Annotated in this window: 13 protein-coding genes; 5 read left to right on the forward strand and 8 right to left on the reverse strand. The window is 69.1% G+C overall.

What is annotated here, in order from left to right:
- Nucleotides 1-29: 29 nt before the first annotated feature.
- The 3 genes from NC4_RS33200 to NC4_RS33210 all read right to left on the reverse strand — a co-directional run bounded on the left by NC4_RS33200 (nucleotide 30) and on the right by NC4_RS33210 (nucleotide 2,262).
- Entirely contained in the window at nucleotides 30-524 is a 495-nt protein-coding gene (locus NC4_RS33200; RefSeq protein ID WP_067546544.1) for a hypothetical protein, read from the reverse strand.
- On the reverse strand, nucleotides 521-1,261 hold the full coding sequence (gene dapB / locus NC4_RS33205; RefSeq protein ID WP_067546669.1) for a 4-hydroxy-tetrahydrodipicolinate reductase: 741 nt from the start codon (nucleotides 1,259-1,261) through the stop codon (nucleotides 521-523). The genes NC4_RS33200 and dapB overlap by 4 nt, the downstream gene beginning before the upstream one ends.
- Nucleotides 1,262-1,329: 68 nt before the next feature.
- On the reverse strand, nucleotides 1,330-2,262 hold the full coding sequence (locus NC4_RS33210; RefSeq protein ID WP_157555377.1) for an NAD(P)-dependent oxidoreductase: 933 nt from the start codon (nucleotides 2,260-2,262) through the stop codon (nucleotides 1,330-1,332).
- A gap of 249 nt (nucleotides 2,263-2,511) precedes the next feature.
- Between NC4_RS33210 and NC4_RS33215 the strand changes: the two genes are divergently transcribed.
- A complete protein-coding gene (locus NC4_RS33215) occupies nucleotides 2,512-4,080 on the forward strand; it encodes an esterase-like activity of phytase family protein (RefSeq protein ID WP_084530007.1) in 1,569 nt (522 codons plus the stop codon).
- Between the two features lie 4 nt (nucleotides 4,081-4,084).
- Here the strand turns inward: NC4_RS33215 and NC4_RS33220 are convergent, their stop codons facing one another.
- Complete coding sequence (locus tag NC4_RS33220) at nucleotides 4,085-5,200, reverse strand: alcohol dehydrogenase catalytic domain-containing protein (protein WP_067546550.1); 1,116 nt, start codon at nucleotides 5,198-5,200, stop codon at nucleotides 4,085-4,087.
- A 74-nt stretch (nucleotides 5,201-5,274) separates the two neighbouring features.
- Between NC4_RS33220 and NC4_RS33225 the strand changes: the two genes are divergently transcribed.
- A complete protein-coding gene (locus NC4_RS33225; RefSeq protein ID WP_067546553.1) occupies nucleotides 5,275-5,931 on the forward strand; it encodes a class I SAM-dependent methyltransferase in 657 nt (218 codons plus the stop codon).
- Nucleotides 5,932-5,977: 46 nt separating this feature from the next.
- Here NC4_RS33225 and NC4_RS33230 read toward each other — a convergent pair whose 3' ends face one another.
- Nucleotides 5,978-6,721 carry an LppU/SCO3897 family protein gene (locus NC4_RS33230; protein ID WP_157555378.1) on the reverse strand — a complete coding sequence of 248 codons (744 nt, stop codon included), beginning with the start codon at nucleotides 6,719-6,721 and terminating at the stop codon, nucleotides 5,978-5,980.
- A 103-nt stretch (nucleotides 6,722-6,824) separates the two neighbouring features.
- On the opposite strand from NC4_RS33230, the gene NC4_RS33235 reads away from it, so the two are divergent.
- Nucleotides 6,825-7,913: a PQQ-dependent sugar dehydrogenase gene (locus tag NC4_RS33235; protein WP_067546674.1), complete on the forward strand. Its 1,089-nt coding sequence runs from the start codon at nucleotides 6,825-6,827 to the stop codon at nucleotides 7,911-7,913.
- A 6-nt stretch (nucleotides 7,914-7,919) separates the two neighbouring features.
- Here NC4_RS33235 and NC4_RS33240 read toward each other — a convergent pair whose 3' ends face one another.
- Nucleotides 7,920-9,362: a pentapeptide repeat-containing protein gene (locus NC4_RS33240; protein ID WP_067546559.1), complete on the reverse strand. Its 1,443-nt coding sequence runs from the start codon at nucleotides 9,360-9,362 to the stop codon at nucleotides 7,920-7,922.
- A gap of 104 nt (nucleotides 9,363-9,466) precedes the next feature.
- Nucleotides 9,467-10,675 carry an MFS transporter gene (locus NC4_RS33245; protein ID WP_067546562.1) on the reverse strand — a complete coding sequence of 403 codons (1,209 nt, stop codon included), beginning with the start codon at nucleotides 10,673-10,675 and terminating at the stop codon, nucleotides 9,467-9,469.
- A 93-nt stretch (nucleotides 10,676-10,768) separates the two neighbouring features.
- On the opposite strand from NC4_RS33245, the gene NC4_RS33250 reads away from it, so the two are divergent.
- Together NC4_RS33250 and NC4_RS33255 are read left to right on the forward strand one after the other, a co-directional pair.
- Entirely contained in the window at nucleotides 10,769-11,098 is a 330-nt protein-coding gene (locus NC4_RS33250; protein WP_067546565.1) for an ArsR/SmtB family transcription factor, read from the forward strand.
- 31 nt (nucleotides 11,099-11,129) lie between these two features.
- Nucleotides 11,130-11,636 (forward strand): GNAT family N-acetyltransferase, encoded by a 507-nt coding sequence (locus NC4_RS33255; RefSeq protein WP_067546568.1) that lies wholly within the window; start codon nucleotides 11,130-11,132, stop codon nucleotides 11,634-11,636.
- On the opposite strand, the gene NC4_RS33260 is transcribed toward NC4_RS33255, so the two are convergent.
- On the reverse strand, nucleotides 11,633-13,030 hold a 1,398-nt coding region (locus tag NC4_RS33260; RefSeq protein WP_218021366.1), incomplete at its 5' end, for a VWA domain-containing protein. The two genes, NC4_RS33255 and NC4_RS33260, sit on opposite strands and share 4 nt — an antisense overlap.

The raw sequence follows: 13,030 nt of genomic DNA on the forward strand, positions 1-13,030 counted from the left end.
CCCGCCACCAGTTCCCGGTCGACGACGTTTCACTGGGAGGCGGCGCGTTCGGCGCGTTCCAGGTCTACGGCGCGGCGCATCATTTCGCGGGCGCGGGTGCGGTCTCCGGCGTAGTCGTAGGCGCGGGCCACGCGGTAGCAGGTGCGCCAATTGTCCGGTTCGGCTTCCCATTCCGCCTTGACCTGCTCGAAGAGCTGGTCGGCGCCTTCGCGTTCCAGGCGGCCCGAGGGGCGGCGGGGCAGGTGGGAGATATCGAGTTCGCGGCCCTCGGCGTGCATGCGGCGGGCCAGGTGCTGGTGGGCGAAGGCGGCGCGCACGCTGGTGGCGACCACCCACACGCCGACCAGCGGCAGGATGAGCACGCCCACGCTGATGACCGCGGCGGGGATGGAGCCGGAGCCGATGAGGCCGAAGGCGATTCGGCCCAGCAGGACGAAATAGAAGGCGAGCACCAGGACCAGGAACGCGATGAACGCGACCTTGGTGGCGACCTGGCGGCCGGTGTCGTCGGCGGGAGTACTCACAGGTCGAGCAGCGGGTCGATGCCCACGGTCAGGCCGGGGCGCAGCGGGGTCTTGCGGACGCCGAGGAGGACGCCGGGCACGAAGGAGGTGCGGTCCATGGAGTCGTGGCGGATGGTCAGGGTCTCGCCCTGGGTGCCGAACAGGACTTCCTGATGAGCGACCAGACCGGCCAGGCGGACCGAGTGCACGCGCACGCCGTCGACGTCCGCGCCGCGCGCGCCCTCGAGTTCGGTGGAGGTGGCATCGGGGCTGCGGCCCACCCCCGCCTTCTCGCGGGCGGCGGCAATGAGACCGGCGGTGCGGTAGGCGGTGCCGGACGGAGCGTCGGCCTTGTTGGGGTGATGCAGCTCGATGACCTCGACCGATTCGAACCAGCGCGCAGCCTGTTCGGCGAAGCGCATGGACAGCACCGCACCGATGGCGAAGTTGGGGGCGATGAGCACGCCGGTCTCCGGGCTCTGCGCCAGCCAGCCGCGCACCTGGTCGAGCCGTTCGGCGTCGAAGCCGGTGGTGCCGACCACGGCGTGAATGCCGTTCTCCACCAGCCACTTCAGATTCGGCATCACCACATCGGGATGGGTGAAATCGACGACCACCTCGGTGCCGGTCTCGGTGAACAACTCCAGTGCGTCGTCCTTGTCGACCTGGGCCACCAGTTCCAGATCGGCGGCCGCCTCGACGCCCGCGCAGATGGCCTGGCCGACCTTGCCGCGCGCCCCGAGCACACCTACCTTGATCCGGTTCGTGGTCACCTGGTCTCCTCACATGCGATCGACTCGACACCCCGCAGGGATACGCCCAGAGCCTATCGGGTCGGCGAATCCGCCGATCGAGCCCCGCTACCTCCGGTGCGGGCCGGGACCGGGCGACGCAGCAGTTCAATGAGCGCCGTGATGCTGTGGTCGCCGTAGCCCGCGTCCATGGCGCGTCGTAGCAGGTCGTTCATCGGCTCGTGCCAGGACAGGTCGACGCCCGCGTCGGCGCCACCGGCCGTCTCGTTGGCGATGCCCTCGTAGAAGACGCCGACCGAGGAGCCGAGGCGGGTGTAGTCGGCGGTGTCGATCTCCTCGGCGAGGAGCGGGAGGAGGGATTCGATCATCTGCAGCCACTTCACTGAGTACGGGACCATCTCAGCGGCCTTGATGCCGCGCGCGGTCAGCATGGCCGCGCCTTCGAAGAACCCGAGCAGGGCGGGCAGCAGGGTTGCGCCGACGGCGGATTCGTAGAGGGCGGCAAGATCGGGTTCCGGGCCCAGGTGCAGGGTGTGGCCGCCGAGGATTCGCAGGACCGGCTCGTACTCGTCGAAGACCGTGCGGTCGCCGCCGAAGTAGAGCAGGGTGCCGGGCTTGCCGACGGCGGACGGCACATCCTTGATGGCACCGCCGAGGAACCGGGCTCCCCGGGCCGCGGCCCAGTCGGCCATGGCGCGCGCCCCGGTCGGGTTGCCGCTGTTGAGGGTGATGAGGGTGCGCCCCGCCAGCGCATCCGAGGCCGGACCGAGGGCTTGCAGGGTCGCGGAGAAGGTCGTCAGCACCGAGACCACCACGGGGCTCGCGGCCACCGCCTGCTCGATGTCGGCTGCCTGTCTCGCACCGGCGGCCACCAGCGGGGCCGCCTTCGCCGGGGTGCGATTCCACACGGTGGTGGGGTGACCGGCGGCCAGGAATGCCTCGGCCAGGGCGCGGCCCATCGAGCCGAGGCCCAGAACGGTGACCGGCGTGGACTCGGTATCGCGCACAATTGCTCCGTTTCACGAGGATTCGGTGAGGCGATCGGCGAGCCGGAATCGCGTCGCCGTCGTGGCGACTACTGTCGAACCGCTGCCGTCCAGCGGCAAGTACGCACTTTTCTGGGAAATACCAACGTCGAGGTAAGCAATCAGCTGGCACGCCCGCACGACCGCACACGGGTGAGCGAGGTCACAGACGACGGAAACTGTTCAGTTGCCGGTCAACTGGACGTCGACAGAGGGCGGTAGGCATCGCTGGTGAGAATTCGCCGTAGTACCCGAAGCGCGCTCGTCGCCGTAGCCGTGTGCGCCGCCGCCGCGACCGCCGCCTGTTCGTCCTCCGAGGCGGGGGCCGATTTCGCCGCGACCAAGGATCAGCCGCTGGTCGTCTCGCTGGACGACCTGGTTGCCAAGGCCGGTGGCAGCGCGGTGGTGGCGATCACCGATCCGCGGCACGGCGCGGTGAGCCGCGGAACCGACGGGTCGCTGGTGTACACCCCGGCGGCCGGGTACACGGGCGCGGACAGCATTACCGTCACCACGACCGATGCGGTGCGACTGTTCGCCACCGATGTCGCGCCGCTGGGCCAGTTCGGCGGGGTCACGGTGCAGGGCAGCGCGTTCGGGTCGGCGTTCGTGCCGGTGCCCGGCTCGGCCGATGAGTTCTACGGGCTCACCGACCGCGGGCCGAATGTGGACGGCAAGGCCAAGAACGAGAAGATCTCCCCGATAGCGGATTTCACCCCGCAGATCGCCAAGATCAAGCTGGTCGGCAACAAGGCGGTCGTGGAATCCACCCTCGCGCTGAAGAATCCGGCCGGGCAGCCGTTCAACGGCCTGGTCGACACCTCGGCGCTGACCGGTGAGACCATGCGCGGTCTCGACGGCAAGGAGCTCGCGCCCACCGATCACGGTATTGACAGCGAGGGCCTGGTGGCGCTGGCCGACGGCACCTTCTGGGTCTCCGACGAATACGGGCCGTTCCTGGTGCATTTCGACGCCAAGGGCACCGAACTCGAGCGCCTGGCCCCCGGGCGCGGCCTACCCGCCGAACTCGCCCTGCGCACCCCCAACCAAGGTATGGAAGGGCTCACCGTCACCCCTGACGGCAGCACCCTGGTGGGCATCATGCAGTCCGGTCTCACCACGCCGGGCCTGTCCTCCGCGCGTGAGGTGCCGATGACCCACATCGTCACCGTGGATCTGAAGACCAAGGCCGTCAAGGAATTCGCCTACCCGCTCGAGAATCCGAAGAGCAAGCTCGGCGCATCGGAGATCACCGCGTTGACCAACACCACCTTCGTGGTCGACGAGCGTGACGGCAGCAAGGCCCCCAAGGCCGACAAGAAGCTGTGGACCATCGACATCACCGGCGCCACCGATATCGGCCCCGACGCGAAGGTCCCCGGCGCCCAATACGATCCGAAGAACGGCCTGCAGGTCGACGGCAAGCCCCTGGAAACCTATGTGGGCCCGGTCCCCACCGCCGACGGCGTCGCGGCGCTCCAGAAGGCCGGAATCACCCCCGTCGCCAAGAAATCCAACCTCGACCTCGCCGGTCTCGCCGCCGCCCTGAACGCCGACGGCAAGTTCTTCGGCCACGACAAGATCGAAGGCGTGGCCACCACCGACGGCGGCAAGACCCTCTACATCGCCAACGACAGCGACTTCGGTCTCGAAGGAATCACCGGCGACCAGCCCCCGTACGGCCTGAAGCCCAAGACCCTGCCCAACGGCGTCCAGGACTCCGGCGAAATCCTCCTGGTCGACACCGCCAAACTCCCCGCCGAGACCGAGACGAAGACCATCCGCATCGACGTGCGCTGACCGCTCAGTCGAAGACGATGATTTGGCGGAGGGCGTGGCCTGCGGCGAGTTCGTCCATGCCTTTGTTGATGTCCTCCAAGCGGATTCGGGCGGAGACCAGGCGTTCGACGGGGAGTTTGCCCGCGCGCCAGAGGCGGACGAATTCGGGGATGTCGCGGGCGGGGACGGCGGAGCCGAGGTAGCTGCCGACAATGGTGCGGCCCTGGGCCACCAGGGCGAGAGGCGAAATGCTGGCGCGGGCGTCGGGAGCCGGGAGGCCGACGGTGACCGTGGTGCCGCCGGGAGCGGTTGCCGAGACCGCGGTTTCGAAGGCGCGGACATTGCCCGCGGCTTCGATCACGACCTCGGCCTGGATGTTCTGGTCGGTGATATCGCTGGGCATGTAGGCGGCGGTCGCGCCGAGTTCCATGGCCAGCTTGAGCTTTTCGGGGACGGTGTCGACGGCGATGACCTCACGGCCGGTGCCCCCGCGCAGGGAGGCGGCCACCAGGACGGCGGCCATGCCGACCCCGCCGAGGCCGACGACCATGATGCGGTCGGCGGGTGCCGGTTTGGCCGAATTGAGCAGGGCGCCACCGCCGGTCAGGACCGCGCAGCCGAGGACGGCGGCTACGTCCGGCGGGACGTCGTCATCGACGGGGACCACCGAGTGCCGGTCGACGACGGCGTGGGTGGCGAAACCGGAGACGCCCAGATGGTGGTGCACGGGTGCGCCGTCGCGCAGCAGGCGACGGCCGCCGCCGAGCAGTTCGCCCGCATTGTTGGCCATACTGCCGGGCAGGCACGGGGTGCGGCCCTCGGTGGCGCAACCCGCGCATTCCCCGCAGCGCGGCAGGAAGGTCATGATCACCCGCTGCCCGACCGCGATATCGCTGTCCCCCGCGCCGACGGCCTCGACCCGACCGGCGGCCTCGTGCCCGAGCAGCATGGGCACCGGCCGGACCCGATTGCCGTCCACCACGGACAGATCCGAATGGCACAGCCCGGCCGCCTCGATGCGGACCAGCAGCTCGCCGGGACCGGGTTGGCCCAGGTCGAGGTCGGCCACCACGATCGGGCGCGACTCGACGTAGGGCGCCGGGGCCCCGATTCGTTCCAGGACAGCTCCACGAATCCTCATGCGCCCGACGCTACCGGATGCGCCTTCCCAGACAGCGGGGTTTCTGCTTCGATGAGTAACGGATAGGAGCACGCATGCACAGCACATCCGCCGTCATCGGAAACAGAGCCCTCAACCACACCATCACCCAGTTCTTCAGCGGCGTCGCCCGCGCCTACGACACCGCCCCGCTGCAACAGGTGGTCTACCGCCCGCCGCAGAACGAGGTCGTGGCCGAACTGCGCGCCGCCGGATCCCGCCGGATCGCCGATATCGGCTGCGGCACCGGCATTCTCACCTCCCGCATCGAACGCGAACTGCGCCCGGAGATCATCTACGGCATCGATGCCTCCCCCGGCATGCTGGCCCAGGCCCGCCGCCGATCCGAGACCGTCGAATGGCGTCACGCCGCCGCCGAGCACCTGCCGATCGGGGACGGCGAACTGGACGCGGTCGTGAGCACCACCGCCTTCCACTTCTTCGACCATCCGGTGGCACTACGCGAATTCCAGCGCGTCCTGACGCCCGGGGGCCTGGTGGCCATCGCGACCATGCGCCCGTCCGCCTCCGCCGCCGCCATCCAGCGGGTGACCAGCAGCCCCCTGTTCCCCGCCCACGCCCCTTCCGGCCGCGCGACCCGGAAACTGTTGCAGGACGCCGGTTTCGAAGTCGTCGACCAGCGCTCCATCCGCCGCCAACCGATTCCGCCCTGGCTGGTCCCGGACATGATCACCATCGGCCGCCGCAAGTAGCCGCTATTCGCCCGGGTCGTCGGTGCCGCGGAAGCAGACCGTCAGGTCACGCTTTGTTCCAGACGACCCAGACCGCCCCCTGGCCGTCGCGCGGGCATTTCGCACCGTCGACCGTATTCTCCAGCACCGCGGTGACGCGCACGATGTGGCGGCCCGGGGTGGCGCAGTCGACTTTGAACGGCTCGGCCATCTGGCTTGTGTCGTAGCAGAAGTCGACGCGCCAGTCGAAGGCCAGGCACAGGTGGTAGACGAGATTGCCGGATCTGTCATGGCGGCTGGTCTCGAGTTTGTAGAGGTTTCCCGAGCAGGCTTGCGGGCCGGTTTGCAGCACACGGTAGTTCGCGTCCAGGGAGTTGCAGTCGGCCGGAGCCGGATCGCCGGGCTCCCAGGTCGGCGCGCCCGAAGCGTCGACGGTCGGGTCCATCGGCACTTCGACGCAGTCGCCGGGGACCAGCAGCGACATGGGGTCGGGGGCAGCGGATTTCGTCGTGGGGGCGGTGGTCGGAATTCCGGCCTGCACCAATCCGGGTGAGGTCGGGCCCGCGGAGCCCGCGACGGTATCGCCCGCCATCGTCTGCACGGCGGGCACCACTGTCGCCGCCACACCCGCCCAGCCCGGAATCGCCAGCGCGACGGCCAGCACCGCCAGAACCCGGCTGGCGCGCGCCGCCCGGCCGCTCGGGTCGAATCGGACGCGGCGTTCCTTGGCGACAGCCGTGCCTCCGGCCACCGCCGCCAGCACCAGCAGCGCCGTTCCCACTGCCAGCCACCACACGTCGTGAGACCCCACCACAATCTCCTGCCACTTCCGATCCCACCTTCGACGCTAGCGCAGCCCGGGAGAGACGGGCAATGTGGTGCCCGCGCGGACGATCTCCGCGCAGGATGGAGGTATGCGCCTCGCCTCGCTTCGCCGCTCGGCCGCCGTCCTGCTGCTCCTGGGCGCGGTGGCGTCCTGCGGTGCGGAGCCGTCCGCGCCGACCGCCACCAGCACCGCACCCAGTTCGCCCAGCGGCGAACCGGATCTGGACGCGGGCGAGGAGGTGGCGCAGGGGATCGATGTGCCGTGGGGTTTGGCGTTCCTGCCCGATGGCGGCGCGCTGGTCGCCGAACGCGATACCGGCGCGATTCTGCGCGTGCGGGCGGGCGCGGAACCCGAGCAGGTGTACCAGGTGCCGGATGTGGACGCCCAGAGCGAGGGCGGCCTGCTCGGCTTGGCCGTCTCCCCGCGGTATGCCGAAGACCGGTACGTCTACGCGTATTTCACCTCGCCAACCGACAATCGCATCGTTCGATTCCGGCTCGACAGCACACCCGAGGTGATCTTCGACGGCATTGCCAAGGCCGGAATCCACGACGGCGGGCGCATCGCCTTCGGGCCGGACGGACTGCTCTACGTCGGCACGGGTGATGCCGGGCAGACCTCCCGCTCACAGGATCCGGCCAGCCCGAACGGCAAGATCATGCGCCTGACCGCCGAAGGCGAACCGGCTCCGGGCAATCCGACCCCGGGCTCGCCGGTCTACAGCTTGGGGCACCGCAATGTGCAAGGGCTGGCGTGGGATTCGGCGGGCCGGTTGTTCGCCGCCGAGTTCGGGCGCAATGCCTTCGACGAGCTCAACCTCATCGAGCCGGGCCGCAACTACGGCTGGCCGGATGTGGAGGGCACCGGCGACACCCGCAGCGGGCGCTTCGTGAATCCATTGGTCACATGGACGACCGCGGAAGCCTCGCCCTCGGGCATCGCCATTGCCGGTGACACCCTCTATATGGCGGCGCTGCGCGGCGAACGACTATGGCTGGTCCCCCTGCGCGACGGCGTCACCGGCGAGCCGACCGCCCGCTTCGAGGAGCGTTACGGCCGCCTGCGCACGGTCGAGGTCGCGCCCGACGGAGCGCTGTGGCTGACCACGTCCAATACCGACGGCCGCGGCGACATCCGCACCGGCGACGACCGCATCATCCGCTTCCCGGCCCGCTGACCGGTGTCAGGACGCCGGAGCCGGGGCAGTCTCGGCCGGAGTCGGCGGCCACTGCTCCGGGCGAATATTGGCCGGTTTGGTGACGGGCGTGCCGTCCCAGTCGAAGTGCACGCCCACCCACGCCTTGGGACGCTCGAAGCTGATCTCGCGCGCGTCGTACACCGCGCGGCGGAAGGAGATGTCGCCGAAGAAGTCGCCGCCGGTGAAAACCACCGACCGGCCGCCGAAGACGGCATCGGCGAAGGAGACCTTGCTGTGGTATTCCACCCGGGCGAAGCTGATCTCCCGCGTGCGGGTGGCGCGGAAACGCGCGTTCGCGCCGAGGTGGGCGCATTCGAAGGAGCTGCCCTCGGCGTAGAACCGCGAGGCGGCGAACGTGACCTCGGCGCCGGTGAATTCGGCGCCGGTGAAGGCGACCCGGTCGCCGTCGAAGATGGCCTTCTCGAAGGAGGTGAGCTCGCCGGTGAACTTGGCATTGACGAAGCTGCTGCGCGTGCCCGCGAACTTGGCGCGGGTGAAGGCGGTGCGCGCGCCCGCGAAGGTCGCGGCATCGAAGGTGGTCGGGCCGCTGAAGGTGGTGTCGATGAATGTCGTTCCGGCGCTGTCGCGTTCGGAGCGATCCACCCGGGAATGGGTGAAGGCCACCCCTTCGAACGAGGTCGTGGCGCCGCGGAACATGGCGCCGCGGAAGGTGACCCGCTTGCCGAGGAAGCGGGCCTTCTCGAAGGTGGTGGCGCGGGGCCCGACGAACATGGCGTTGGTGAAGCGGGTATTGCGACCGGCGAAGACGGTGTAGCGAAAGTCGGCGTCCTCGAAGATGGCGTCGGAGAAGTCGAAATCGCAGGTGGACCAGGACACTTCGACGGCCGGGCGGAGCCGCCCGGCGATCACCCGCACAATGGTGTCGCGCACCTGGCGGTCGTTCTGCCGGTAGTGGTAGGTGCGTTCCACCCCGGTGCCGGAGTCCTCGATCCGCTGGGTTTTGGAGACCAGGTGGCTATTGCCCTCGTCCGGGGCGTAGGGCAGGCGGAGGTACCCGCACAGGACGTCGATGCATTGCTGGCGGCGGCCCGGAGCCGAGAACTCGTCGGCCACACCGGCCATGGCGTACACCCCGGCGATCCGTACCGCCACATCGGCGTCACCGAGCTGCCGCGCCGCCGCGCCGAACAGTTCGGCGAAGCGGCCGCGCTCTTGATCCCGCTGGCGGCGGTAGGCGACCACCAGGGCCACCGCCGCGCCGATACCCGCCGAGATCGCGAGTGCGATCTCGGTGAGGTCCAACTGATTCGGCTTCACATCCTCGACGCCGAGCAGCTGCCGCAGCACCCACCAGCTCAGCGCCGCGACAGCGAGACCACCGATTACCGCGGCCAGCACCGAAATCATCAGTGCCGACCGGTGCATCCTCCGGTTCAGCCCGCCGCCGAACCACCCCCACCGCCGCATAGCGGAAGGATAGCGACACCCCCGGAAAACCGCATCGGTTGGCGCGATTCCTGGCGTGCACCACCGGGTTTCGCTCGCGGCGGCGGGTCGGGTTCATCCGGCGATCAGGCGCTCGCCGGTTCGCGGTTGCGCATGCCGATACCGGCGGCCACGAGGCAGGCCACCGCCACCGCGCCGACGAACCACGGGAAGACGGTGCTCAGCCCCCACGTGGTGGCCGCCCAGCCCGCGACGACGGTGGGCAGGGCCATGGCGGAGTAGGCCAGCAGGTAGTAGGCGGACATGGTTTCGCCGCGCTTGTGCTGGGGGACGACATTGGACAGGTGGCGCAGGGATCCGCCGAAGCCGAGGCCGAAGGTGGCGCCGAGCAGGAATCCGGCGGCCAGGACCAGGATCCAGTTGCCGGTGTGCAGGGCCGGAATCGTCAGGACCAGGGCGATGGCCATGCTGATATCGCCCACGATGGCGGCGCGGCGCGCCGGGATTCCGGTGGCGAAGGCTTGCGCCAAGGCCCCCGCGAGGGCGGTGGAGGCCACGACCGCGCCGCCGAAGACCAGCTTGTGGATGCCGGTTTCGGCCGAGGCCAGCGACGGGTAGAGCGACAGCAGTACGCCCAGCACCGACCAGGCCGCCATGACGCCCAGGGCCGAGAACCAGAAGTCACCGCGAATCTCCTGCGGCACAGCGGGCTTGGCGATCCGGATGCGCCCGGCCACGCGGGCGGTGTGCGGTTCGCACAGCGCCAGCACCCCGGCGGCGATGAGCAGGCAGACAATGGTGATGGCCACGTACGGCGTCCGCATGGGATGCGGGGCGTACTGCGCGAGCAGCGCGGATCCCAGAATCGCCACCGCCATACCGACATTGAACGCCACACCCGACAGCTGCCCGGATCGCGCGCCGTGCTTGGGCCGCAGATCCAGCAGCGCCGCCGCACCCGCCACCACCGTCGCGCCGACCGCCGCGCCGTGCAGTGCACGGGCCAGCAGCAGCATGGCCACATTGTCGGCCAGCAGGAAGACCACCAGTCCGGCGATCATGATGCCGAAGGCGCCCAGCAGCACCGGCTTTCGCCCGACGACATCGGAGATCTTCCCGGACACCAGCACCGCGCCCAGCGCCGCGATGGCGTACACCGCGAAGACGAAGGTGGTGGTGAGCGGCGAGAAATGCCAGGCCTGCTGATACAGCCCGTAGAGCGGGGCGGGTGCGCCCGAAACGCCGAGCGCCACCCCGCTCGCGGCGAGCACGAGTGCATACGCCCAGGTCTGCTTGCCCTGTTCGGTCCGCACCGCAACCGTCGCTGCCGACATCGGCCCCTCTAATCAGGTAAGTTTGATGAATATCGAACTTGACCCTACGCCAGGTTCGATGACCATCAAACCATTAGCGGAGTGAAGTAGGTCATGCCCGATACCGAATACGCATTACCGGCCGTGGTGTCCGAAGTGGCGCCGCTCGCGACGGTGCTCGCCGCCTTACAGGACCCGGTCCGCCTGGAAATGGTGCGCCGCCTCGGCAATGCCGGAACCTCCCTGCGCTGCACCACCCTCTACGACTCGGTCAGCAAGTCGACCGCCGCTCACCACTTCAAGATCCTGCGCGAAGCCGGTCTCACCGAGCGCCTGATCATCGACGGCAACGCCCACCAGCTCCTGCGCACCGACGCCATCGAAGCCACCCTACCCGGCCTGCTGCCCGCCATCCTCGACGCCGCCAACAAGAAATCCGCATGACTCCCGAATCGGCCCGCGCTACCTTCGCCTGATGCGCATCCGCCCCACCACCGCCGCCGACCTCCCGATCCTGCAAGAGATCGAGATCGCCGCCGGGGAACCGTTCCGCGCGGCGGGCATGCCCGAGATCGCCGAGGACGAGCCGCTGCCGATCGAATCCCTGGACGCCTACCGGAGACTGGGCCGCGCCTGGGTCGCCGTCGATACCGACGACGTCCCCGTCGCCTACCTGATCGACGAAGACGTCGACGGTACCGCGCACATCGCCCAGGTATCGGTCCACCCCGCAGCCGCCCATCGGGGCATCGGCCGCCGCCTCATCGACCACGCCGCCGAGCGCGCCCGCGCCGCGGGCGATACCGCGCTCACCCTCACCACGTTCGTCGAAGTCCCTTGGAACGCACCGTATTACGAGCGCCTCGGATTCCGCGTCCTAGCTCCCGATGAGCTGTCGCCGGGTTTGCACAAGATCCGCGCCCGCGAAGCCGAGATCGGCCTCGACCGCTGGCCGCGGACCGCCATGCGCCGCGAGCTCTAACGCAGGATTCCGGCCTGTGTGGCCGCGGTGATCCAGGCCGGGAACTCCCCGAGCAGCCGGTCGTAGAGGTCGGGATCGCTCACCTCGTCGATATCGTCCACGGCGAAGAAGCCGACATTGTCGACCCGGCGGCCGCGCATGGTGTCCAGCTTCTCCAGGACGCCGTAGCCGTTGCTGCTGCCGAGGCCGATGAACTGCCAGAAGATCGGCTCCTCGACCGCGGCGCGGAGTTCGCGCTCGATCTCCTGGTTCTTGTAGACGCCGCCGTCGGAGAAGAACAGGACGAGTGTGGGGAGCGGCTGCGGTTCGGCGCGCACGTAACGGCGCACCTCGCTGATCACCTTCTGCTCCTCGTTCATGATGCCGACCTTGCGCATGTCGACCTGGCCCGGCTGCAGGCGCGCGCCGCGGCCGAGGAGAACCTTGAACTGGCCGCAGCGTACGTGCAGTGAAATCCATTGCGGCAGTCCACCTATGGTCAGGTCGGGCAGCCGGGCGGGGTTGCTCGCGAAGGTCCACGCCAGCATCGCGCCGTTGTCGTCGAGTTGGGCCGCTACGGCCGCCATGCGCTCCACCACACGGTGCACGACCTGTTTGGAGTACAGCGGGGCCATCGATCCGGAGGCGTCGAGCACCAGGACTACTCGAGCGGTCAGCCCGGGCATGCCCTGCTTGGCGAGAGAGACTGCCACCTGTTCCTTGCGTAGGGACAGCCGCTTGCGCATATCGACCGGCAGCCGCTCTTCGCCCTTGGTGAGGCGGATGCCCGGTGCGGCGGGACTCGTCGCTGGTGCTGTGGCCGCGGGCTGCGGTGTCGGCGGTTCCGCCGGAGGCGCGGGCCGCTGCGGCTGCGCGGCCGCGGCGGGCTCGTCGTCAACTGTGATGCCGAAATCGGTTGCCAGACCGGCCAGCCCGCTGTCCCAGCCCTGTCCGACGGCACGGAACTTCCAGGCGTTGTTTCGCCGATACAGTTCGCCGCACAGCATGGCCGTCTCGGGTCCGGCGGCAATATCGAACCGCGCGATCTCGGAGCCGTTCGCGGCATCGAGCAGTATCAGATGCAATCCGGGTACTTGCCCGAAGGCGCCGCCGTCGGCCGAGGCGCACACGGCGATCCGATCGATATCCGCTTCCACCTCGGACAGATTCACTGCCAGGCTGTCGGTGCCGGACTGTTTGCAGGTGTGCTGGACCGCACGGCTCGCATGGGTGGGCTGGTTGTAGAAGACGAAGTCGCCGTCAGTGCGGACCCGCCCGGACGCTGTCAGGAGAAGCGCTGAAGCATCGAGGTCGGGGATACCGGGGGCATTGGACCAAACCAGTAGCACGCGAACGGCGCTGGCAGTCACGGTGGTGTTTGCGCCCTTGGTCAGACTTGTCACGATGGGTAGTTT

The organism is Nocardia crassostreae (genome assembly GCF_001613405.1).
GTDB lineage: Bacteria > Actinomycetota > Actinomycetes > Mycobacteriales > Mycobacteriaceae > Nocardia > Nocardia crassostreae.